19 protein-coding genes are annotated in these 24,560 nt (G+C 46.1%); 7 read left to right on the top strand and 12 right to left on the bottom strand.

All coding sequences use genetic code 11. The features are described 5' to 3' along the window. Positions 1-17: 17 nt before the first annotated feature. Positions 18-647 (bottom strand): YiiX family permuted papain-like enzyme, encoded by a 630-nt coding sequence (locus U0033_RS26370; RefSeq protein WP_072360842.1) that lies wholly within the window; start codon positions 645-647, stop codon positions 18-20. Positions 648-767: 120 nt separating this feature from the next. Here U0033_RS26370 and U0033_RS26365 point away from each other — a divergent pair, with 120 nt between their 5' ends. The 4 genes from U0033_RS26365 (at position 768) to U0033_RS26350 (ending at position 4,348) form a co-directional block, all read left to right on the top strand. Beyond that, the gene (locus U0033_RS26365; RefSeq protein ID WP_072360840.1) at positions 768-1,583 is read left to right on the top strand and encodes an SMP-30/gluconolactonase/LRE family protein; all 816 of its coding nucleotides are present in this window, start codon (positions 768-770) and stop codon (positions 1,581-1,583) included. 130 nt (positions 1,584-1,713) lie between these two features. Then, positions 1,714-3,243: a TROVE domain-containing protein gene (locus U0033_RS26360; protein WP_072360838.1), complete on the top strand. Its 1,530-nt coding sequence runs from the start codon at positions 1,714-1,716 to the stop codon at positions 3,241-3,243. A gap of 267 nt (positions 3,244-3,510) precedes the next feature. After that, on the top strand, positions 3,511-3,705 hold the full coding sequence (locus U0033_RS26355; protein WP_072360835.1) for a hypothetical protein: 195 nt from the start codon (positions 3,511-3,513) through the stop codon (positions 3,703-3,705). 10 nt (positions 3,706-3,715) lie between these two features. Beyond that, entirely contained in the window at positions 3,716-4,348 is a 633-nt protein-coding gene (locus U0033_RS26350; RefSeq protein WP_072360916.1) for a hypothetical protein, read from the top strand. A 270-nt stretch (positions 4,349-4,618) separates the two neighbouring features. Here the strand turns inward: U0033_RS26350 and U0033_RS26345 are convergent, their stop codons facing one another. Together U0033_RS26345 and U0033_RS26340 are read right to left on the bottom strand one after the other, a co-directional pair. After that, entirely contained in the window at positions 4,619-5,359 is a 741-nt protein-coding gene (locus U0033_RS26345; protein ID WP_072360833.1) for an SDR family oxidoreductase, read from the bottom strand. A 222-nt stretch (positions 5,360-5,581) separates the two neighbouring features. Continuing rightward, positions 5,582-6,205 carry a hypothetical protein gene (locus tag U0033_RS26340; RefSeq protein WP_072360831.1) on the bottom strand — a complete coding sequence of 208 codons (624 nt, stop codon included), beginning with the start codon at positions 6,203-6,205 and terminating at the stop codon, positions 5,582-5,584. Between the two features lie 97 nt (positions 6,206-6,302). On the opposite strand from U0033_RS26340, the gene U0033_RS26335 reads away from it, so the two are divergent. Continuing rightward, on the top strand, positions 6,303-6,596 hold the full coding sequence (locus U0033_RS26335; protein ID WP_072360829.1) for an ArsR/SmtB family transcription factor: 294 nt from the start codon (positions 6,303-6,305) through the stop codon (positions 6,594-6,596). 133 nt (positions 6,597-6,729) lie between these two features. On the opposite strand, the gene U0033_RS26330 is transcribed toward U0033_RS26335, so the two are convergent. After that, entirely contained in the window at positions 6,730-8,937 is a 2,208-nt protein-coding gene (locus tag U0033_RS26330) for a GH92 family glycosyl hydrolase (protein WP_072360914.1), read from the bottom strand. A 141-nt stretch (positions 8,938-9,078) separates the two neighbouring features. Here U0033_RS26330 and U0033_RS26325 point away from each other — a divergent pair, with 141 nt between their 5' ends. Next, positions 9,079-9,876, top strand: coding sequence for a hypothetical protein (locus U0033_RS26325; protein WP_072360826.1), 798 nt, complete (start codon positions 9,079-9,081; stop codon positions 9,874-9,876). A 67-nt stretch (positions 9,877-9,943) separates the two neighbouring features. Here U0033_RS26325 and U0033_RS26320 read toward each other — a convergent pair whose 3' ends face one another. The 3 genes from U0033_RS26320 to U0033_RS26310 all read right to left on the bottom strand — a co-directional run bounded on the left by U0033_RS26320 (position 9,944) and on the right by U0033_RS26310 (position 15,111). Next, positions 9,944-12,205, bottom strand: a complete 2,262-nt coding sequence (locus U0033_RS26320; RefSeq protein ID WP_072360824.1) for a family 78 glycoside hydrolase catalytic domain — start codon at positions 12,203-12,205, stop codon at positions 9,944-9,946. Positions 12,206-12,227: 22 nt separating this feature from the next. Then, the gene (locus tag U0033_RS26315) at positions 12,228-14,261 is read right to left on the bottom strand and encodes a beta-L-arabinofuranosidase domain-containing protein (protein ID WP_072360822.1); all 2,034 of its coding nucleotides are present in this window, start codon (positions 14,259-14,261) and stop codon (positions 12,228-12,230) included. A gap of 142 nt (positions 14,262-14,403) precedes the next feature. After that, the gene (locus U0033_RS26310) at positions 14,404-15,111 is read right to left on the bottom strand and encodes an HAD family hydrolase (protein WP_072360820.1); all 708 of its coding nucleotides are present in this window, start codon (positions 15,109-15,111) and stop codon (positions 14,404-14,406) included. A gap of 190 nt (positions 15,112-15,301) precedes the next feature. Between U0033_RS26310 and U0033_RS26305 the strand changes: the two genes are divergently transcribed. After that, entirely contained in the window at positions 15,302-16,075 is a 774-nt protein-coding gene (locus tag U0033_RS26305; RefSeq protein ID WP_072360818.1) for a TerC family protein, read from the top strand. Positions 16,076-16,183: 108 nt separating this feature from the next. Here U0033_RS26305 and U0033_RS26300 read toward each other — a convergent pair whose 3' ends face one another. Genes U0033_RS26300 through U0033_RS26280 form a run of 5 tightly spaced genes read right to left on the bottom strand, consistent with a single transcriptional unit; the run spans position 16,184 to position 24,557 of the window. Further along, on the bottom strand, positions 16,184-16,576 hold the full coding sequence (locus tag U0033_RS26300) for an acyl-CoA thioesterase (protein ID WP_072360816.1): 393 nt from the start codon (positions 16,574-16,576) through the stop codon (positions 16,184-16,186). Between the two features lie 24 nt (positions 16,577-16,600). Next, on the bottom strand, positions 16,601-18,364 hold the full coding sequence (locus U0033_RS26295; RefSeq protein WP_143150721.1) for a rhamnogalacturonan lyase: 1,764 nt from the start codon (positions 18,362-18,364) through the stop codon (positions 16,601-16,603). Between the two features lie 3 nt (positions 18,365-18,367). Then, positions 18,368-20,113, bottom strand: coding sequence for a RagB/SusD family nutrient uptake outer membrane protein (locus tag U0033_RS26290; RefSeq protein WP_072360812.1), 1,746 nt, complete (start codon positions 20,111-20,113; stop codon positions 18,368-18,370). Positions 20,114-20,126: 13 nt separating this feature from the next. Then, positions 20,127-23,144, bottom strand: coding sequence for a SusC/RagA family TonB-linked outer membrane protein (locus U0033_RS26285; RefSeq protein ID WP_072360810.1), 3,018 nt, complete (start codon positions 23,142-23,144; stop codon positions 20,127-20,129). Positions 23,145-23,159: 15 nt separating this feature from the next. After that, complete coding sequence (locus tag U0033_RS26280) at positions 23,160-24,557, bottom strand: fasciclin domain-containing protein (protein ID WP_072360808.1); 1,398 nt, start codon at positions 24,555-24,557, stop codon at positions 23,160-23,162. Positions 24,558-24,560 lie beyond the last annotated feature (3 nt).

Here is a 24,560-nt window from a genome sequence, read left to right as displayed (position 1 = left end):
TGTAGTTTTATACAATATCACAAGTCAATAATAGTTGCTAACTGTTCACTTTCAAATATTGCTTGTGGAGAAATCACGATTTCGTTTTTAGGGATATTATTTCCGTATCGTTCTTTCATTTTTGCTTTTACAATATCGCTGGTCAGATCGAAGTCACTCAGTTTTTGTAGTTTCCCGATTTCGATTCCTGTAGATCGCTGGTATACTTTCCAGATGAGTTCCGAGCAATAGATCCGATCATCACTCCATTCAAAAGTGAGGTCATAATTTTTGCCGGTGAAGATCTCTCCCACCTGTTTCATTTTTTTCAATACATCGGCAGAGAGTACTTTATCTGCATGCTTCAGTCGTTTTATTACATAGTGGCCACCTTTCCCCCGGGCAATCCACTTATCCAGCGGGGTCCGCTTTACAGGTTGCACGGCTTCAAATACATAAAATTTATTTCCTTCTTTATAGATGATCCCGCAATGTGAGTACCTGGATTTTGTAGCTAATTGAATTGCTTTACTCTGTGCAGATGTTGAAGTCTGAAAGATCAGGTCTCCACTGTGGATCTCAGGGGGATTTACAAATCGCTTCCTGGCATTTACACCAATCAGCAAGGCAAAAATTAAGAAGGTAATAATGAGTATTCCTTTTTTCATAGTTATTGAAGATACAAGGTAAACAGTTTACGTATAATATTTGCAGGCTTTCTCTTTTTGTTCTTATATTAGTTAACAACCCGTTTTACAAATTAGGCCACGTTGATAAAATACACATTTATGAAAACAAGCTTTATTGCGATTGCACTGATCCTTACGCATGTTTCATTGTTTGCCCAGCATTCGCTGGAAAAGTTATGGCAGACGGATACATTGCTTACTACGCCTGAATCTGCACTGCTTGCTGCGGACGGAAAGTTTTTATACGTTTCCAATATTGGCGGCAAGGAAGCCAACACCGGTTTTATCAGTAAGGTAGACCTGGATGGTAAAATCATTACGCGGGAATGGGTGAAAGGGCTGAATGCCAACAAAGGGATGGGTTTATATAAGGGAATGCTGTATGCGGCGGAACTGACCGATGTAGCGGTGATTGATGTAAAGACCGGCAGCATTGTGCGCAGAATTCCTATTGAAGGCGCAAAGATGCTGAATGATATTACGGTAGATGCCAAAGGCATTGTGTATGTAAGTGATTCCAGGGCCAATAAAATTCATAGGATTGAAAACGGGGTGCCATCCGTTTACCTGGAAGACATGGATAATGCCAATGGTGTACTGGCAGTTGGCACTTCATTATATGCACTGACCAATGGGAAATTGCAGAAAATTGATGCGCAGAAAAATAAGTCAATTATTGCAGAAGGGATGGAAAGCGGCACTGACGGGATTGTGCAGGTAAAAGAAAATGAATTTGTGGTCAGCTGCTGGCAGGGGATTATCTATTATGTAAAGGCCGATGGCTCCAAAGAGGTATTGCTGGATACGCGCGGGCAAAAAAGTAATACTGCTGATATATGGTATAATGCGGCAACTAAGACATTATATGTACCTACCTTTTTTAAGAATACAATTGTCGCCTATAAATTAAACTAACGCCCACACCCGGGGAAGCGCTGTCATTCAACCGGAGAAACTATTTTTTTCAGAAAGAATTAAGTGCGCAAAAAAACTGCGCACATGCGTCCAATCTTTGTATTGTTAATCACAAACGAAAAAAACGGACATGAGATTCAATACATCTAAGAAGGACGTATCCGCCACTGTAAACTACGAAGGTGCAAAGGCTTATACCCTGACACCCGAGCTGGAATTGTATAGTGCTGTAGTTACAGCTTCTTTACATGACCAGTTTTATGAAGGGAGTGCAGAGCGCCTGGTACGGATCCGTGAGCTGATCAAAAAGAATGATCCACAATTCGTAGCACGACTGGCGGTGTATACCCGGGAGAAAATGTACCTGCGTAGCATTCCATTGGTGCTGGCGGTAGAATTGGCGAAGATCCATACTGGTAATGGACTGGTGAGCAATATGGTGAACAGGGTTGTACAGCGTGCAGATGAAATTACTGAGCTGCTGGCATTCTATGCCTTGTCTAACCATCGGAACCAGACGAAGAAATTAAATCGCCTGAGTAAGCAGATTCAAAAAGGACTGTCATTGGCTTTTAACAAGTTCGATGAATACCAGTTTGCAAAATATAACCGCGCAGCGGCAGTAACATTGAAAGATGCCCTGTTTATTGTACATCCAAAACCAAAGGATGACGACCAGCAGATACTGTTCGATAAAATTGCGCAGGATGAACTACAGGTACCCTATACCTGGGAAACGACCCTGACAGCTACCGGTCAGGTAAAGTACTCCGACGCGGGCGAGAGGCAAAAGGCCTTTCGCTATGCGTGGGAACAGCTGGTCGAATCCAATACACTGGGCTATATGGCGCTGATCCGTAACCTGCGTAATATCCTGCAGGCGGAAGTGGACAAGCGGATCATCGATAAGGTATGTGCGCAACTGGCTGATGAAAAGGCAGTGTTGCAGTCAAAGCAATTGCCTTTCCGGTTCCTGTCGGCTTATCGTGAACTGAAGCAGGTAAAGCATAAGCGGACCAAAGATGTGCTGGAAGCGCTGGAGACAGCGATTCAGATATCAGTACAGCACCTGCAGGGATTTGATAGTGATACACGGGTGGTAATAGCCTGTGATGTATCAGGGTCTATGCAGAAGGCAGTGTCTGCACGTAGTGTTGTAAAATACTATGATATTGGATTGCTGCTGGGGATGTTGCTGAAACATAAGTGTGAAAATGTGGTGACAGGTATGTTTGGTGACAAGTGGAAAGTGGTTAAATTTCCTAAGAAGAATATACTGGAGAATGTGGATGCGTTTTACCAGAGAGAAGGTGAGGTGGGCTATAGTACGAATGGACACCTGGTATTGGCAGATCTGATCAGGAGTGGACAGGTGACCGATAAGGTGATGATGTTTACAGATTGCCAGATGTGGAATAGTAATGCGGGTCATCAGCGCGATAAGAGTGCTATGGAGGATTTATGGAAGCGGTATAGAAGTATGGTACCACATGCGAAATTGTATTTGTTTGATTTGGCAGGGAATGGTACTACACCGGTGGATGTAAGGGGGGATGGTGTTTATTTGATAGCCGGATGGAGTGATAAAGTGTTTGAGATTTTGGCGGCTATGGAGAAGGGTGAGGATGCGGTGGAGCATATAAAGGCTCTGACATTTTAGATAGTTTGATTGTTGAAAATAGTGAAGTGAGGGTGTCGTTATAATGGGTTACTTCTACACTGTAAATGTAAAAAAATATACCCTTATGCTTGTTGCCCCTGGCTTACTAAAGGCCCGTCTTTGGACGGGCTTTTTTTGTTTTGACCATGAGAAGATCAGGATGATAAGATGCAGTACGGTGGCTGGTTTTATTTGTTTTTCTATTTTAAAATTGGTTAAATTTGGAGAGTAAAGTGTTTATTTTTTAACGTTTAAAAACTATCGTGTATGTATGGAGGTTATGCAGAATACAAAAGACATATCAAAATCCTGCAGGATCAGCGTGAGCGTATCATTAATGATCCGGAATACAGGAAGCATTTAAGGGAGAAGTTTGGTTTGGATGAGCTTTTCAGCCAGATGACAGAAGAGCATTGGAGAATAGCAGATGCTAAATATGGTTATAAAAGAGATAAATCATAAATGCAAGCAAATGAATAATTCAGGTATCATCTACTCATCTGATCAGGGCCTGTTATTAGGGTTTCATGGCTGTGATCAATCCATCAGAGACAAAATAATTACTGGTCAGATCATGATGAAAGCCAGTTGTAATAGTTATGACTGGCTTGGATCAGGAATGTATTTTTGGCAAAACAATCATACAAGGGCTATGAACTTTGCTGAAAATCCACCCGGTAAAAACAAAATAGATAATCCAGCTGTACTGGGCGCGGCGCTTAGTCTTGGTAATTGTCTTGATCTCACTGATAAATTCTATATTGATAGAGTCAAAAACTCCTATTCAAATTTATTGATCATTTTGAGTAAGACAAATACGCCATTACCTAAAAATAAACCAGCTCCGGGATCATCCAATCCTAACGATAAAATATTAAGAGCATTGGACTGTTTTGTAATTGAAAATTTGCATGAAGAATTGCGAGAGATAGGAGAAACACCCTTTGACACAGTCCGCTGCGTCTTCATAGAAGGCAATCCCATTTACGAAGACTCCGGCTTCTATGACCAAACCCATATCCAGGTTTGCGTCCGCAATCCAAACTGTATCAAAGGATTCTTTCTTCCCAGATCAGAAGATGACAACTGGTCTACTGCCGCTTAACCAGCTTATTTATGCGTGAAATTTTAACCCCTAAAAAATCTATGCCCTCTTGAATTTCACCATTAATCATTTACTTCTCTCAGCCATTAAGTGCCAGGAAACGATTTACCTCAGCCCTCAGCTATTAAATGCCAGGAACGATGCAATTCACGCCCTAAGCCATTAAGCTCTAAGAACTGATGCATTTCTCGTTTTCAGCCATTAAGCGTCAGGAATCAAGACACTTCACACACTCAGGCATTAAGCACCAGGTACCGATACATTTCGCGTCTAAGCCATTCCTCCATTCGCCCCAATATTCTGCCCACTAATCCACTTCGCATCATCACTCACCAAAAACGCTACCACTTTCGCAATATCCTCCGGCTCACCAATCCTGTTAAATGCTGACAATCCCGCTAATCTATCCAATGCCTCCTGTGTTTTTCCATTCAAAAACAACTCTGTATTAGTCGGACCAGGAGACACCACATTTACATTAATCCCTCTCGCTCCCACCTCTTTCGCAAACACACGCGTCATCTGCTCTACCGCGCCCTTGGTAGCCACATAAGGTCCATAAGTCGGTAATAATAAACGTGTAGTAGTAGAAGAAAAATTAATTATAGTTCCATTATCAGCGAGCCTTGTAGCTGCCTCGCGCATCGTATTGAAAGTACCTTTGACATTTATCGCAAACTGCCTGTCAAAATCCTCATCACTTGTGTCTTTGATTAATTTATACAACAGGATACCCGCATTATTAATCAGCACATCCATCCTCCCATATTGTGCGATCACCGTATCGAACATCTTTTTCACCTCGTCAGATTTACTCACATCCGCCTGTATCGCCATGGCCTCCACACCCAATTCTTTTATCGCCGCTACTGTTTTATCTGCCGCTTCTTTATTGCCTGCATAGTTAACGACTACGGTTGCACCTTCAGCAGCCAGTTTTTGTGCGATGGCCGCACCAATGCCCCTCGACGCACCTGTTACCAAAATTATTTTCCCTGTGAGCGTTTTCATATTTCCTTTGTTTTAGTTTAATAACTCAAAGGTCATACTTATCCACACAGAAATTTTCCCTGTGAGCGTTTTCATATTTCCTTTGTTTTAGTTTGATAACTCAAAGGTCATACTTATCCACACAGAAAAATTGCAAATATTAAAGGAATGGATGTAAAATTCAAAGAATGCCAGGCACAGGCTGTTCAGAAAGAGGTATCATACAAACTATCCAGGGTGTAGCTACCTCAGTACCCCCTGCTCCGTTACCATTTCAAACACCTCATCCAGCTTATCATTAAACCACTCCTGCTCTTCATCCGTAAATGCACGGCAATACTGCATCTCTCCCTGCAGGGCCTCCAATTTCTCATCTACCGGCCTGTGGCCAAAATAAGCTGACTTTCCCGACTTCAGCTTATCCAGCCACTGTTTAACAGTGGCTGTTTTACTGACCGTTTTCATAACCGACTCTTCAAATTCGAACCGAAGCATCTCGCAAATGCCCGGCTGCATAACAAGAGCATACTCGTCAGTACTAAGCTGAAAAATATCGTATCCACCCGGCTGTAATAACAGCGGTTTCTGTCCCTTGAAAAGTAGCTCCATATGCCCGCTCAGGATCTCCTGAATGACAGTTCTCGGTGAATCTTCTGTCACCACTACCAATACGGGCTGTTTAATAAAGAATAATACCCTCACCAGGGCGAATCCATCCATATTCCGCTCCTGGTAGAGCATATTCACATAATTGGACTTATGTAAATAGGGTTTGGCAAACCGTTTTACAAACTGGCAATATTTTAGGGGTATTACCTCTCTGATCCGGAAGTTTTCGACTGGGGTAACTGCTAGTCTATAATGCATGGGGTAAGGTTTAAACTGATCTGATATAAAGTTCTCCTTATTTGCTGAATTGATACAACAGTATGATAAAATCGCTATTTTCCGATACCTTTGTAGTATGGAACACGTGGAAGTATTCAAAGCATTATCCAACAAAGCAAGGCTTCAGATTTTACAATGGCTGAAAGACCCGACCAGGAATTTCCCGGCAGAAGGCTGCTGTGAAAATGGCGTATGTGTAGGACAAATCCAACTCAAAATGGGAGTTACACAATCAACTGCCTCTGAGTATTTGTCGCTTTTACAGCGAACAGGACTGCTTACCGTGACCAGGCAGGGCCAGTGGACATATTACAAAAGAAATGAAGATGCGATCAGGGAATTGGGGAAACTGATCCTGGAAGACCTGTAATGATCTTAAAATATTCATGAAAAAAGGAATTCACCAAGGAGATGAAACCTATTTCCTGAGAACAAAGAAGGCCATCCTTCACGGATAGCCTTCAAAGATGAATCAAAAAGCCATGGATGGCCTCCAATAATTCCTATTCGCCTGATTTATAATCAATTGAAGATGGTGGTGTCGCCTGCTCTCCACTTCCCCACTGCTTATTCGGGGCCGCTCCCATCTCCAGCTCCAACACCCCTCCTTTCAACACCTCCTGGTGCGTAAACCAGGGCTGATTCAACACCTTCCCATCCATTTTCGCACTTTGGATATACTTATTCTCCCCTGAACTCTTAGGCGCATTAATCGTAAACACCTTTCCATTCTCCAATTGGATCGTTACCTGCGTAAACACCGGGCTACCAATATTATACTGAGGTATACCAGGCGTCACAGGGCAGAATCCCATCATGGAAAACACCACAAACGCCGTCATACCACCCCCATCTTCATCACCCGGAATACCAAACAGGTTATCTGTATACCAGGTATCCAGCAGCATGCGGATGCGCTTCTGCGTCTTCCAGGGTGCCCCCAGGTAATTGTACAGGTAAGGGATATGGAAACTCGGCTCATTCCCCATTACAAACTGACCTACCAGGCCCGTTGCATCCGGGAATGTATACCACAACTGGTATTTGCTCCTTCCCAACCCTTCGCGGAACAGCCGATCCAGGTTTGCCTCTGCTGCCGCACGGCCGCCCATCAGGCCAAATAAACCCCTCAGGTCATGCTTTACATCCCAATTATAGGTATAAGCATTGTTCTCTGTGAAATAATCACGACCACCCTGACCACCTGAGAATTTGGGGTCAAATGGCTCTATCCAGTTACCGGCAGAATCCTTGGGCCACATAAAGCCCTTATCTGCACGGAATACGTTCTTATAATTGGCCGCACGCTTTAAAAACAACGGTACGTCTTCCTTTTTACCTGCCGGTACTGCCAGTTGGGCAATACACCAGTCATCAAAACTATTCTCCAGCGTCACTGCTACCGCCTGCCTGCGTTCAAAACCATGCACCTCACTCACCCACTCTTTCTCTCCCGGTTTCAGGGATGGCATATAGCCATGCTTGTTGTAAAATGCATCCAGTTCTGTACCAGGGCCATTTCTCCAGGGCAAAAGTGTCGCTTCCAGCGCATTCTTTTTCAAGCCCTCATAAGCTTTGGCTACATCAAAATTATGTACCCCTTTGAACCAGGCATCCGCCATCCATGCAGCCGCATGATTGCCCGTCATACAGGCGTGATCACCGGTTACCAGGGCAAAAGACGGCATCCAGCCACCCTGTTCGTACATCTGGATATAAGAACTGATCTTATCTGCCTCTGCGGCAGGGTGTAAAAGCGTCTGTAATGGTTCCAGGGCAATGTAGGTATCCCAAAGCCAGTTATCCGCGTAAAAAGGCTTATCTGAGGTATGTACCTTATGATCATAAGCACTATAATACTTGCCATACTCGTTGATGTTGATCATGCGCTCATAAGAACGGTAGAGGGAAGTATAGAATACTCTCTTCTGGGCCGGTGTGCCGCCTTTTACATTGATCTGGCCCAATACCTTATCCCATGCTTTAAATGCCTTATCTTTCAGTGCATCAAAGTTCCAGTCAGGAATCTCCTTTTGCAGGTTTATTTTCGCCTGCTCAATACTTACAAAAGACACCCCGTATTTAATCGCTGTTTCTGCCGGCACCTCCGCCAGCAATATCTTTTGACCTTCTTTATCTAAAGTTTGCACACCCACTACCGGTGTGCTCAGCTCTGCATAAAAGTAAGCTGCCATGTCGTGGAATTGCTCAGTACCGGTGATCACCTGTTTGCCGGCTGTAGCTTCTATGGTGCCTTTACCATTCAAAGGCTGAAAGCGGAGATAATGCTTCTCCTTTCCCTGGAAATGAAATTTGAAATACCCGCTGCGTGCTGCTGGTGTAAACTCTACCTGGTCCGCATCGTCCAGGAAAGTGCTGTAGTAATAAGGGGTGGTACGCTCCCTATCCCATACACGGGGTGCGAAATAATCGTCGCCAGAAACCGGCATCATGCCAAAGAGACTTTCCTGCCGGTGCGATGCGATCGTGAGCGGGAAAGTGTGAATGCGGTCATCCAGCTGATCTCTGCGGATCGGGAATACCCTTACCATACTATTGGGCAGGTGTACTGCCGGACGGGTTGGCTCCAGGATGATGCCTACACTACCAATGGTGGGATCTACATAGTTGACATTGCTATTTGTACTTTGTCCTCGTGCAAATGGAGCGGCAAATAGTGCCATACCCAGTAGCAGCCTGTTTAGTTGCATATCGTTCTTTTTTTTGAGAGGACTAAAAATATAAAAAAACATTTGTTGAAAGAATCGCTAATGGATGGCCGGACAGATAAATAATCGTAGTATCGTAGTATGAGAATGCTATCGATATTACTGCTTATAAATCTGCCACTTATGGCACAAACGCCGCAGGTGTTAGGGAAAGTGAAATCTGATAAGGTGGATGAAGCCTCTGGCCTGGCAGCCAGCGCGACCCTGCCGGGTTACTTCTGGACACATAACGACAGCGGTGGAAAGAATGAAGTATACCTGCTGGATAGTAATGGCCAACTGGTAAGCAGTGTGAAACTGAAAGGTTCTGTAAACAGGGATTGGGAAGACATTGCTGAGAATATTGGCCCCGGTGGTAAGCACTATGTATATGTAGCGGATATTGGGAATAACCTGCGCCTGAAAATCCCTATGCAGATCTACCGTTTTCCCGCACCCTTAAAAGTGCCCGATGAGAAAGCAACAGTGCATGCTGATGCACTTTATATCCAGTTCCCCGATGGCCCCAGGGATGCGGAATCATTGATGGTAGACCCGGTTGGAAAATGTTTCTATGTGCTCAGTAAAAGAGAAAAACAGGTGAGCCTGTATAAGGTGCCTGCACAGTATTTTAACTTTACAGACCAGCAGCAGGTAACGATGGAGAAAGTATTGACCTTGCCCTATACGTGGGTCACTGCAGCAGATATTTCTCAAAACGGAGCGCACATTGTGATCAAGGATAGAGCTCATATCTACTACTGGCACCGTAAAGGGAATGAAGCGATTGAAGTGACCATGGCAAGACCGGCAACCTTGTTGCCATACGTGGAGGAGAAACAGGGTGAAGGAGTTACGATCAGTGTAGATAATAAAGGATACCTGACAATTAGTGAAGGGAAGAACCCTGATCTGTTTTTTTACCCGCATATTTTTAAATGATTATTAATTCTTGCTGATGCCTGAGGCATCAGCAAGAATTAATGGCCGGCTTTAAATTCGAAAGAATTTATATAGTCAGCTTATGCCTGCCGGGTTGCAAGAGCTTATCTTCCTTACCCTCTAAGCGTAATGTGGCTGTTGTATTGGGTGGTACTTCCATTTCCAGGATCACCTGTTTGCCCACACGTTTCCAGCTGGAAACAATCTTTCCATACCTGCACTGATAATCAGCTTTTGCAAATGTAAGCTGAGATACAAAGGAAGGCTGAATAAAGAAATGTTTGAACCCGGGTGCTGTTTCATCCGGGCGAATGCCTGCAAGCGTTTTGTAGAACCATGCACAATAATCACCAAAGAAAATATGATTGTGGGTGTATTGGCCCGGCCAGTCTTCAAACAGTGTAGTGGCCCCATTTGCAATCCAATGTGCCCAACCGGCATAACCTGTATCAGTCAGCATTTTCATGGCCAGTTCTACATGCCCGTTATCACTCAGTGATGGCAATACATACTTGGTACCCAGCACCCCAAAATCTGCATGGTAATGATTGTCGGTGATCTTCTTTGCCAGTTGTGCTACTGTCTTGTTCAGTGCCGGTGCAGGCACCAGCTTGTGGTAAACGGTTGTACTGAGTGCGGTAGCTGTCGTTACACCGTACTGCATGGTTTGCGGATCATAATACTCCTTGTTGAAAGCAGTACTGATCTTTTCAGCTAATGCAGCATAAGCAGCCGCATCTTCGTTCTTACCCAGGATACCTGCCATTTTTGATACCAATACCGCATCTGTATAATAACAGGCAGTTGATGTAAATGGTACGGGGGTCTCTACGATCGACATCCAGTCACCCAATCCCTTTTTAAAAATATAATTCTCTGCGCCATTGGTGAGCAGGTCTGTATATTTTTTAATCGCATCATAGTTCTCCCTGATGGCAGCAGTGTCACCTTCATACACATATAAATACCAGGTGATGATAGGCAGTGCACTTCCCCAGGCAGGTCCAAACGTATAATCCCTGCTATCAGAACCCCAGCCATTAGAAGGTACGATACCCGGTATTGCACCATTGGGCGCCTGCGCATCCCGGATGTCGTTCAGCCACTTGCGATAGCCTGATGCAGACTTGTAGTTCCACAGGCCAATCTCTGCTGAGATATGAGCATCTGCTGTCCAGCCATTCTTTTCACGCTGCGGACAGTCTGTAGGGATGCTCAGGAAATTACTCCTGTATGATTGACGGGCGGCATCGTATAGCTTATTGATCATCGGATCTGAGCTGCTGAAGTGACCAGCTTCTTCAAAGGCGGTGCTGTAGAATAAGCCTTCCAGTGAGCTCTTATCCAGTTTTATAGCAGCAGTAGTTTTTACTGATACATATTGAAAACCATGGTAGGTAAACTGTGGTGTAAATGTTTCCATTCCACCACCTTTCAGGATATAAATATCCGTCTGGAAAGGCAGTTCACCCGGCCAGCTGCGCATGTGTTCTGTATTGTGCGCAAGGTCGATCTTTCCATCTTTCAGCACTTCCCGGTAAGAAAGGGTCACTTTTGTGCCTGCTGCGCCTTTCACTTTTAAGGTGACTACGCCGGCAAAGTTCTGCCCCATATCAAAGAGATATTCATCCTTATCCACCTGTTTTACACTCACAGGTTTGATGCGCCGGATAATTTTAATGCCCGGCATTTCCTGTGGTACTAATATGCCGCCGGGAGAATTGGTTTCAAGGGCGGCCTGCCAGCCGGCATCGTTGTAGCCCGGTTTATTCCAGCCCGGCAGTTCTGCCCGGGCATCATAGATCTCGCCGGTGTACAGGTTGTTGTACTGGCTAGGTCCCGTGGTACATTTCCAGCTGCGATCAGTAACGATGGTTTCCCTGCTGCCATCCTTGTAAGTGAGCACGATGTTGATGAGCATGCGGGGCGTATTGCGCCAGGGAGCTTTATGAAATTCCCATACTGCATGGGATTGGATATTATACCAGCCATTACCCAGTTCTGCTGCTACTACGTTGTCGCCATTGGCCAGCAATGAAGTAATGTCGTAGGTATTGTACAGCAGTCTTTTGTCATAACGGGTATACCCCTGTTCCAGCACTGCATCGGTGACAGGTTTCCCGTTTACATACAATACATGATACCCTACGCCGGATACGTAAGCCACTGCATTTTGCAATGGCTTACCCGTGTGAAATACTTTCCTGAAAAAAGGTGCTTTCGAAAGCGTGGTATCTGTGGTATTCGTGATCCAGCTACCGGACCAGTTCACCTGTGCAGACAGGAAACCGGGCAGGCAGCAGAGCAGGCAAAATAAAATACGTTGCAAGGTTGCTAGCTTTTAAGTGATTTTATGGAACTACCGGGAAAGCCACGATGCGCACTTTGGTACAACCATAGGGCACCAGTGTAATTTCGGCTACGGTATTGTCTACTTTTCCTTTGTAAATTCCTTCCCTGTCGGTAGGTGGCTGAAATGCCACGCCATTCAGTTCTTTCCAGGAAGGAATTGATTTGGCAGGCACAGTGATCGTCACAGGAGCATGCGCCAGGTTCCATACAAACTGATCATCCACCTGTTTTACCACCGCTGCTTTAAAATGAGCAGCAGGCTTTTCCACATTGTCTCTGATCAGCGCATAGTTCCATTTCCCTTCAGGATATACACTGAAGTATTCACCTTCTACTTCGTCTGTTGCCTTTTCCCATCTCTCATTCAGCTTCAGCGCATATACCAGTGGTCCTCTTTCTATTGCACGGGAATGCCTGCCCCATACGGTGGTAGTGATATCCATTGGTAATTGTAATACCAGCTTGTCGTTGTTCTTCCAGCTACGGTCGATGGTGATCACCTGGTTACCAGTGTCCTTGCGGAGCGGCTGTCCATTCAGGAGAATGGTAGCTTCTTTACACCATGCAGGAATGCGTAACTGTAATGGGAAACTGGCTGCTTTTTTCAGTGAAACGGTGAAGGAGATCTCGTCATTGAATGGATATGTGGTAGCTTCCTGGATGGTCACTTCTGTTTGCGCAGCGCCCACTTTGGTAGTGAGGCTGTTTGGTGCGTAGGACAGGGCAGCAAGGCCTTTGTCCTGTGTATTGTACCAGAGTTGGGAGGTGAATTTTGTCCAGCCCTGGTGCATGTTTGCCAGGCAGCAGGAATAACCGCTTACTGTTCCCAGCACGTTACACATTTCCCTGCTGAAAGGCAGGGAGAAGTCGAATACGCCTTTGCTGATCTGGACCTGGTTCGCTACCTGGAAGTATTGCCTGTTGTTATAATCATCGGTTGTCTGCGTAGGCAGGGCGTTGAATGTCATCTTCTCCAGTGCATCCATGTAGTGCACATCGCCGGTGATGGCGATAATGTTTTCCAGGGAATACATGGCTTCTACGATACCACAGAGTTCTATCCCCTGGGTGGGTTCATTACCATTCAGGTCTTCGTCTCCGCTGAAGATACCCATAGGCAGGCCATGGACCGTCATGAGGTCATGCCAGCCGGTTTGTAATGCCTTCAGGTCCTGCGGATCGCCGGTACGCTGATAGTTGATAGCAGGTGATTTCAGCGCCATGGCAACATTCACACCATGACGGTTCATCCAGTTACCCATGTGGGCATAGGTAGTGGTGCTGATCACCCATTCATGCCCACCCATCCAGCGGGTCCAGGGAAAGGATTGCTGTTCGATCTTGTCTGCCAGCTGTAAGAGGAACGGATCTTTGGTAATGCTGTACAGCCATTGGGCCATCATCACATTGTCCGCACCCCTGGAGGCTGCCCAGTCGGTCCATTTGCCCACAGGGGCAATATCGAGGGCTTTCATCTGGTACCGGAAGTATTTGGTCATGAAGGTAATCACACGCTGATCGCTGGTAGCGGAATAATATTGCTGCAGTACTTTGAGCATGACCATCTTTGGCCACCAGTCGTCGCCATCGGTGGCGGTGGCAACTTCTACGCTGCTGTTCTTTTCTCTTTCAGCACCGGTAACAGGCCCGAAATAACCGCTGGGCCGCTGGTGGTCCAGGGTCCAGTTTACATAGCGGAGCACCTTTTCTTTGAGTGCTTTGTCATCGAGAATGTAAGCCAGCGGGAGGGCACCATCGAGCCAGTAGGGAGTTTCTTCCCAACCGTCGCCTTTGCCGCCGAGCCAGCCGTTGTCATTCTTAATTTTAGCATAGTATTCATCGAGGTGACCCGTGGAGCCGTTCTGCATGATGAGGAGCTGATGCCGGAGCCAGCCGGCAGGCTTGATGCTGCCAAGAGGCAGGTTGGTGTAAACGGGAGCCTGATAGGAAACCTGGCGTGGAGCGGGGTGTCCGGATGCTGCCAGGAATGATAATACGGCAACACCACAACCCGCAAGGAAATTGAGTTTCATTCGTTGAGACTTGAGTACAATAATAACGTGAGGGGGTAAGGTAGAAAAAATAAGCGAAAAATTTACTGATACAACATGTACCAGCAAATTTTCCGGAATAAGGCTATTACAATCAGCAGGGAGCTTGCTGCTGCACGGTAAATCAGGAAATTTCGCTGGAGGGGGAGATAAACAATGGCAATACATCCAGGATCTGTTCCACCTGCCTGAAGTTAGGATTGTCTATATGCACATCTACATGTTCATGCGCCCAGGTGGTGTGAAAAGGAATGTGGATAGCGTGGCCACCTAAGTCCAGCACAGGCAGCACATCCGACTTCAGGCTATTCCCTATCATCAGGAATTGTTCCGGCAGGATATCCAGGTGCTTTAGTAATTTTTTATAGTCCTTAGGCTGTTTCTCGGACATTACTTCCACATGATGAAAATAATGATCCAAACCTGAGTTTTTGAGTTTCCGTTCCTGGTCCAGCAGGTCTCCCTTGGTGGCCACCACCAACCGGTAGTCACTTTTCAGTGATTGCAATACTTCTTCCACCCCTTCCAGTACCACTATAGGGCGGGCTAACAATGCCTTACCATAGGTAATGATCTTATCTACAGCAGTGATGTCGATGGTATTGTTGCTGACCGTGAGGGCGGTCTCTATCATAGAGAGCATGAATCCTTTGATACCATAACCATACAGGGTAAGGTTTTTGATCTCTGTATGCAACAGTTCTCTTGCAACGGTGTGCTGGGGCAGGTAGGCTTCCATTAGCTGGCAGAACTCGTTCTCAGTTTCACGGAAATAGGGTTCATTGACCCAGAGAGTATCGTCTGCGTCGAACGCGATTACTTTTATACTCATAAATTAAATTAACAAGGGGTTACAACACTAAAGTTATGCTATTTGCCGGAGAACCGGGTGCAGTGACGATATCCGTAAAAATCAGTTCATGACCGATGAACCAGATTTTTTGAAAAGTGAATGGCCTGCGGACTGCCAAATGAGAATTCTGATCTATCTTGCCCCTGCGAACTAAATAAAACCTATTGTCATGGAAAATCTATTTACAGTTGATTCTCTTATCAGCCTGTTGACCCTGAGCGTACTTGAAATTGTGTTAGGAATAGACAACATTGTATTTGTATCTATCCTTGCCGGCAAGCTACCGGCAGACAAACAAAAGAAAGCCAGAAGGCTGGGGATGACCCTGGCTATGTTCATCAGGGTTGGCTTACTGATGTCTATTAGCTGGATTATGTCACTGACTACACCGCTCTTCAACCCGGGTAGCTGGATTGGCATTCAAAATCCGAAATGGCTGGAGATGGCAGCAATCTCCGGCAGAGATCTGATCCTGCTTATTGGAGGGCTGTTTTTGATTTACAAAAGCACCTCTGAAATTCATGAAAAACTGGAGGGCCATGAGCATTCCACTAATGCGCCTAAAGTAGCCGGTTTTTCCCAGACTATTATCCAGATCCTGCTACTGGATATCGTCTTTTCACTGGACTCTGTAATCACTGCGGTGGGGATGGCTGATCATATCGAAATTATGATTGCAGCGGTGATCATAGCAGTGGGTATTATGCTGCTGGCAGCTGAAGGGATCAGCAAGTTTGTAGACACACATCCTACAGTGAAAATGCTGGCCCTGTCCTTCTTATTACTCATCGGGGTGTCTTTACTGGCAGAAGCATTTGACCAGCACATTCCAAAGGGCTATATATACTTTGCGATGGCGTTCTCCGTATTTATCGAATTATTAAATCTGAAAATGCGTGCAAAGAGCGATCACCCGGTAAAACTCAAACAGACGATAGTATAAAAGCAATTGTTTATAGAAATGGCAGTGTTGCTGCCATTTCTATAAACAATTCCCTTCACCCTGTATACATACAGGATACCACGAATGGTGGAATTATAAATTCTGCGATTACTCCTCGCGCAGGCGCTCGTCGGTGTAAGTGATCTCTGTTTTACCGTGTGGCCATGGTTTCCCATTTTCATCCACACTCACAAATACCATCTTATCGATGGTCAGGATGCTCTTCTTGGTAATTTTATTACGGGCTTCGCAGGTAAGGGTCAGAGAGGTGGTACCAAAGTGAATGGCCTTGATTCCCAATTCCAGGATGTCGCCCTGCTTCGCAGAGCTGATGAAATTGATCTCGGACATGTACTTGGTCACACAACGGTTTGTACCTAACTGGATGATGGCATAAATTGCTGCCTCTTCATCGATCCAGGATAATAAACTACCGCCGAACAAAGAACCGTGAGCATTCAGATCCTCCGGTTTTACCCATTTTCTAGTATAAAAGTTCATTGCACATTCTATTGCAGTGCAAAATTAAAACTTTCCGGGATAAAACCCTGTATGGGGTGGCTGGTTATAGCCTACATTCTGCCATATTATGCTCATTCTATACTGGTGATCCTGCATTAAAGTAATGATCCTGTGGGTGGTAGGGATGGTCGTGGTATAAATTCGCAATGATTGATTATCTGTTGTTCTCATGACCAATTCCTCCCGCCAGTCGCCAAAAAGATCAGCTGTCAGCGCCGGTGTTGCCTTGGTTCCATTGTTGGCCACACAACCTTCTGCCGTAAAAATGGTGCCCCTGCCATACTTGTCTATATGATTGCCATCCAGGAGCTCGCGGCTCAGGTCTCCATCCCACCAGATAAGGAAGTTGGTAGAACGGGGCGCATCCCCGATACGGTTTCCTTTGGTATCATACAAGCCTTTGGAGCCTGACCACCATAGCTGGGCACCACCGCGACTGCTATCGATATTCTCTGCTACACCACGGCCTACATCCTGATCAATGGAGCCCCTGAAGAGGATTTCGCCGGTACGGGCATCGTACATTGCAGCCCCGGTACCTTTTGCACCGTTTTCCAGTTCATGAATACCAAATACTTCCAGGCCGGGGTGATCCGGGTCCAGATCCCCGACATGCAGGGCATCGCCGTGACGCAGGCCAGTGGTATATAATCCTTTGCCATTGTCATCTACGCACATGGAGCCGTAGATAATCTCATCTTTACCATCATTATCCACATCGGCTACGCTCAGGTTATGATTACCCATGCCGGAGTAAGGATTGCGACCATCTTCGGTATCGAATACCCAGCGGGAACTGAGTGTGCCATTGCGGTAATCCCAGGCAGCGAGTACGATACGACCATAATAGCCCCTGCACATCACCACACTGGGGTGTTCACCATCCAGGTAAGCAACACAGGCAAGGAAGCGGTCTACACGGTTGCCGTAGTGGTCTGTACCCCCATTGCCACCATACCCGCCCCAGGCACCGACATCCCCACGGCCGGGAATGTAATCGGCCGTGGCCAGGGCTTCGCCGGTTTTGCCGCTGAAGATGGTGAAGTATTCCGGGCCATCCAGGATTCTGCCGTAGGATTTGGAAGTGGGGTCCAGGGTCCTGTAGTCTTTGGTGCTATCCCCGATTACCCTGCCTTTGCCATCGATGCTGCCATCAGCGGTTTTACAGGCAAATTCCGCGATGCCGTCACCATCCAGGTCGTAGACCATGAACTGGGTGTAGTGAGCCCCTTCGCGGATATTGCGGCCCAGGTTAATTTCCCAGAGGAAGGTGCCATCCAGTTTATAAGCCTGGAAGATAGGCGGATCAGTGATGCCTGATTGTGAGTTGTCTTTGGCCCGGCCGGTTTGGTGCAGGACGATCTCGTATTGGCCATCACCGTCCAGGTCAGCGGCTGAGGCATCGTTGGGTGTATAGCCGGGTGGAGTTTTAAGAGGAATAGCCAGGTATTGCTGAATGGGCGCATCTGCAGGGATTGTGAAAGTAGCAGTGCTGCTTTCTTTGCCATTAATGACAGACTTAACCACGTAGGTCTGCGCATGGTGAATATCCGTATGCTTATCCACAAAGTTGGTAACCGGTTGTGAAGCCAGCTTTTGCAATTTACCATTCGATTGCCTGTAGATATTGAACGTGATCGTAGCCGGATCTGTAGCAAGCAGCCGCCAGCTGAGGAAAGTCTCTGTAGCTGACTGCGGAATGGCAATGAGCCCACGGTCCAGTTTTTCAACAGGTGCAAATAAAAGCAGGAATAAGAAGTGCATCATAATTTACCATTTAAACGGTAAGTACCAGTTTGCTTTGTTCATTAATCTTGATCTTACGGCTTCTGCCCGGCTATCATGGGCAGCTATAAATTTGGCAGCGATCTTGTTAGCCAGCCAGGCAGGATCAGTAGCTTGCCTGCGAAGTGCAATACGGAGCAGGTCCGGCCAGCGATAGCCCTCAAAGGCCAGTTCAAGGCCATCCTCGTCTATGATCAAATCTTCCATCCTGTTGATCAGCTCCGGCCTGTTAATGACAGGTTTATCCGTCAGTAATGGATTGCTCATATCGAATACCCCGGTTGAATCTACCTTTACTGATTTCAACCCCATTCTACCGCGTACGCCTATATTACGATACCAGACATTGCGGAACTGCGGATAGTTGCCATCACGGGCATCAAAGTCATAAGGAGCTACATCTTTGGTTTGTTCTATATCTGTAACATTACGCCCCTCTCCTCCTGTTACACCGGTGGCCATGTATACAGGGTCGTAGGTGTTCTTAATGCCGGTATTCATCAATGCATAGGCAATTTTATCACGGTTATCCCGGTTGGCGGCTTCTGCATAGTGTAAATGCAATGCTGCTGCGCGGAACAGGATCCATTTGCTGTTGGTTTCGAAAGGTAGCAAAGGATTATAGTTGTAGGTGTACTTTTTGATGACCGGTTGCGTGCCTGAATACTTATAAGAAACATTCGGCCCACGCTGATCTACCGGTGTGTTATCACTTCTGAATTGCTTATTCCAGTTAGCAATTGCCAGCTCTGAAGGACGGATCTGATAACTCCCTCTGATATTGTCACAAAGCGCTATGAAAGGATTGGAGGGTGCAAAGTTCTTATCGAATGGCAGGTTCCAGATGATTTCATAGTTTGAATAACGCTCCCCGTAGGGCTGACTGAAGATGTTACTCCACAGTGCGCCGGACAGATTGGCGGTGTAGCCGATTCTATATACCTCGTACCATTGCTCACTGTTCATGGCAGGATACAGCACATCTGCATAGTTCATCATCACCCTGTAGTTAAGGGCAGCCTGTGTATAATTCCCTTTCCAGAGATACAATTCACCCAGCAGGCATTTGATATTGATAAAGAACTTTTCGGTGGAATAACCATCCGTTGTAATGAGCAATGAGGTACCTGCAGGGAAAGGATATTTGTAAGGCAGCCCTTCTGTAAAAGTGACAAGTTTATCCAGCAATTCATCGAAGCTAATACGGGGAAACCTGGCTGCATCCTTAATTGCATCTATCGTCTCCAGCGGGTCTGTGATGTAGGGTATTTCACCATAATGGATTCCTAATTGCAGATAAAGCCAGGAACGGATGGCACCTACTGCTGAGTAACGGAGTATATAATCATCGTTGCTCATCCGCTTATCCTGCAGCATGGCATCGAAGTTCTTCAGCGCATCGTTGCAATTCATGATCACTTCATAAAATGGGCGGGGATCAGCGTAGGTATTATCCGTACTCACATCATGTATATTAAGCTCCTGCAGGTACTTATCTGTGGTGGAAGTAGTTACATCTACCAGGTCGCCTCTCAGTTCATTGAGGATCATATAGCGGGCCGAAAGGCCCATTAGCTTTCCGTAAATACCAATCACGGCAGCATCTGCATCATTTACATTCTGGTACACTGCTGAGTGATCCAATGCTTCTTTGGGTTTGATGTCAAACAGTTTTTTGCAGCCACATAATAGCGTACAACAAAGCAGTGCAGTATAGAGTAATCGTTTCATGTTCCTGTAAGTTTTATAAGCCCATCCTGATACCTAATTGTACCGTTCTGTATTGAGGAAATAAGCCATCATCGATGCCACGGGTAAAGACACTATTCCCATTACTAAACTCAGGATCAAAGCCCAGGTAATTAGTCAGTGTGAACAGGTTATTGGCCGTAGCAGAGATGCGTACATACTTCATAGCGCCGTGTTTCAATGTCAGTTCATAACAGAGGCTGAGCTGTTGCAGGCGGAGGTAAGTGCCATCTTCCATCCAGCGATCGGAGAACCGTGCATTACCGTTAGGATCGTTCCAGACCGCACGGGGTACATCAGTTTGCTGCCCATCCTGTCTCCAGCGGTTACGGACAGCCAGGGTCTGGTTGTTATAATTGCTCATTGCCTCCAGGTTTGCCCGGGTATAGTTGTAGATATCATTGCCATGACTGAAAGTAAATATTGCATCCAGTGTCCAGCGTTTCCATGATAAATGGTTTGTGAATGCGCCTGTGAAATCCGGATTAGGATCACCGATGATCTGCCTGTCATGTTCATCGATCTTATGATCGCCATTGGTATCTACAAAGCGAACATCACCACCTTGTGCGCCCATACCATCTTTGAGCGCCTCTTCATTGGTTCTGTAAATGCCATTGGTTTTATAGCCATAAAAAAGATTAGCTGCATGCCCTTCTGCAGTGAGTACGGTAGCAGCGGCATAGGTCGTGAGCAGCTGCCTGCCCGGTATTTTAGTGATCTTATTTTTATAGGTGGATAAGGTAAGCCCCACATCCCATTTCAGGGTATGGTCTACTACGCGGCCAAAGAGTGATAACTCTACTCCATGGGTTTCCATGGCACTATTGTTAGTCACCACGTGATCGAATCCTGTAGCAGCGGCTACGGGTTCCAAGGTCAGCATATCTGTAGTACGCTGCTGAAATACATCCAGGCTAAAACTCAGCCTTTCATTGTAAAAAGCGCCATCCAGTCCTGCATTGTATTTAGTAACTGTCTCCCATTTCAGGGAAGGGTTCGCAATGTTTGCACGGACGATGCCCTGTAAACCTAAGAGGTGCTGAGAGATGTAGTATTGCCTGGAAGTATAATTACCAATATCATCATTACCGGTTTTGCTAAGGCCTGCCCGGAGCTTAATCGCATCAATATTATTCTTATCTGAAACAATGAGCCAGGCGGCAGATAAACCGGGCATAACCGCATACTGGTTGCGGGTATATGTATACCTGGAAGAACCGTCTACCGCCAGGTTAAAGCTCAGAAAGTATTTGTCTCTGTATGCATAACCGGCATTGAAATAAGTATTCAACCAGTTCCATTTGCCAATGGTGCCACTGACTTTCCTGAGTTGGTTCTGCCCCATGCCTACGCTCACAAATTCATCGGTGGCAGAGTTGTAACCCAGGCCATAATCGGACTCACTGTTATTATTGCTGTAGCGCAGACCGAGGTTTGCAGTGAGATGATGTTCCCGGTTAAATTGTTTTTCGTAAGTAATGCGGGTATCGTTGTACAGGCTGTAATGCCTTTCTACATTGCTCCCCGAACGATTGTAGGCTACCGCATTTGACAAGGTATCTGGTTTCACACCGCTCTCCGGGATGAAAAAGTTTTCTCTCACCTTATCGAAGGTGATGCCGGTGAGTGTATTGAGCGTGATATTTTTTGTAAGCTGATAATTGAAGCGGATACTCCCAAAGAAGCGGTAGTTTTTGTTTACATCCTGCATTTTATCAATGATGGCTACAGGATTGGAGACACCAAAGATGTCATAGTCTGCCAGGCTGGGAGAGGCAATACCCTCATCGCTGATAGCCTGCCGGTTCAGGAAGGGCGCCTTGACGAGCGCCAGGTATAATGGATTTGTTTTTGGTGAAATTCCCTGGTCTTTATCCTTTTGGGTATTACTGGTGAAAGCCAGGTTGATCGCGGCCTTTAGTCTTGCTGACAGGTTCAGGTCCGCATTAAAACGGGTTTGATAGCGACCTACATCTGTACGGCGAATGGTACCGCTTTGTTTGAGATAACCCAGGGATAAACCATAGGTAGCAATATCATCACCACCGGCCACTTTCAGGAAATACTGCTGGTTGAAACTTTGCCGGGTCACCTCCTGCTGCCAGTCAGTATTGTTGTGATAGCGATAATAATCCGCATTAGGCTGATCGTTCATGAAAGGTAATGCGGCTATTTCCGCTGGTGTTTTACCACTGCTTTGCAGCAAATCAGAGAGATATAAGCGATAGTCATCCGCTTCCATCACCGGTATTTTTGCTGGCGCTGTATTGAATCCTCCCATGATGCCAAAATCAATCCGGGTAGCTATTTCTTTTGCATGAGAAGTCGTAACCAGGATTACGCCATTGGCCCCTTTGGTACCATAAGTACTGGTACCATCTCTCATTACTGTAATGTTGTCGATATCTTTGATATCAATATCGGCCAGGGGGTTATTCACATACCCATTGATCAGTGAACCGCCGTATTCATTGGTATCGTAGATCATGCCATCTACTATTACCAGTGGCCGGTTGGTAGCGTACAAAGACGTATATCCCCTCATGAACAGATCAGCCCCCATGCCGGGTGTACCAGAACGCCTGGTGACCTGTAAACCCGGCACCCTGCCCTGTAAATAGTTTTCGGGAGAGGTCGTGATCTGTTGCCAGTTGTCAATAGTATTGATAGTAGTGACAGGGTCTGTTGGCTGCTTACGATCGTAAATAGAATTAAATCCTGCTTCGTGCAGGCTGGCAGTGACCATATGCCTTCCATTGAGGGTAATGATCTTCGTTTGATAACCGGGGCCGGAAACGCTAAGCGCAGCACGGTAATCAGGGGCTTTGATCCTGAACGCTCCTTTCTCATTGGTGATGGAAGCAGAGAACCCGGGCACACTGATATTGATACCGGGCAATGCTATACCGGTAGCCGCTTCCCTAATCAGGCCCGTTACGACTACAGTATCCTGCGCCTTTGCATGCACCCCCAATAGAACCACCAGCGCTATGTAAATAAATGCCTTCATAATAAATTGAGATGATCAGTTCAGAATAGGTACCAGTTTGATATAATCCAGCAGGATGGTATTGTTGCCATTGGTAGTGACCGAATTGCCAACCAGGTATACATCCCGCACACCATAGCGTACATTGGTATAGTCGCCTATATACTGCTCATTGTAACTAAGCAGCGGAACAGTTGTATAGGGTAAGGTAGTGACAGCAGGATCGCCAAAAGTGATGCGCATGGGGAATGTGCTGGTCTGCACATCATTGACAGCTACCCAGTAGACCTGGTATGCCACAGTATTTAATCGCGCATTGTAACGCAACCAATAGGAAGCCTGCCCGTAATTGTACATGTATACATCCTTGAAAATAGCGCCTGTAGCAGGGTTCACACGGGTACGGATCGCAATAGTCTTCGTTGCATCCTTTACACCATTAAAGTATTCCCCTTCTATGATAACGGGTTTGATCTTAGTCGCCAGTTCATAGTCGATATGATTGACAATAAAAACAACCCCATTGCTCACCTTTTGTGTACTGACAATATCATGGCTGCTGATATGGAACTTCACACTATCGCGGATACTATAGAGTGTTTCAGGTAAGTGATCTTTATCGTACACGCCATTGAATGCAAGATCTTTGACCAGGTTCCATTGGGTGGTGGTATCAGTTAACGCTGCCGTCGTGTCAGTAAAATATTTAGTCAGCTTTTGCTGCTCGCTGTTATAGACATCATCCGCTAAGATCACATAGGTGAGCAGGGAATCTTCACTATCAATATTGATCCTTTCCAGGAAATGATTCAATGCTACTTCGCCGGTACCGGGTTTATAGATGGGTGCACCGGTAGTGGGATTCACGCCAATCTGTACTGCGGTAGCCGTGTCGATGCCGGTATATGCCAGGGATTGCAGGAAGGTGTTCTGTTGTGTACGGGTACTGCTCAGATACTCCCAGGCATTCTGTTTTGGAATGATTGCTGCATCGATCACCTGCAATACGCCATTAGCCGCATATTGATCTGCCACACTTACCTTGATACCTTCTATACTGCCGGATGTGAATGCGATTTTCTTTCCATTCAGGGTGGCTATGCGTTGTTCACCGGCGCTACCAGTATATGACAGGGTAGTGATATGATTCGCGATGAGCAGTCGTAAGCGGGCCGTGTCGTTCAGCAATGCAGGGTCTACACCTGCCCATGCACTATTGACAGGTGCCCATACCGTGAAGGTTTTGGAAGAAGCCAATACTTTATCATATCCCGTCTTCACCAGATACTGATAGAACTGGCTCAGATCATTATTGGCCTGTATAGTCTGTAACAGGTTTTGTGAGTTCGCGGGCTTGTTGCGGTCATTCCATTTCTCTTTCCGGCAGGATATGCCCAGCAATAAGCCTAGTATGATCAGGTATCGTATCATCATTCA

The organism is Chitinophaga sancti (assembly GCF_034424315.1).
GTDB lineage: Bacteria > Bacteroidota > Bacteroidia > Chitinophagales > Chitinophagaceae > Chitinophaga > Chitinophaga sancti.
The sequence above is the reverse complement of the archived record's forward strand: the minus strand, read 5'-3'. Positions and strand labels throughout refer to the sequence as shown.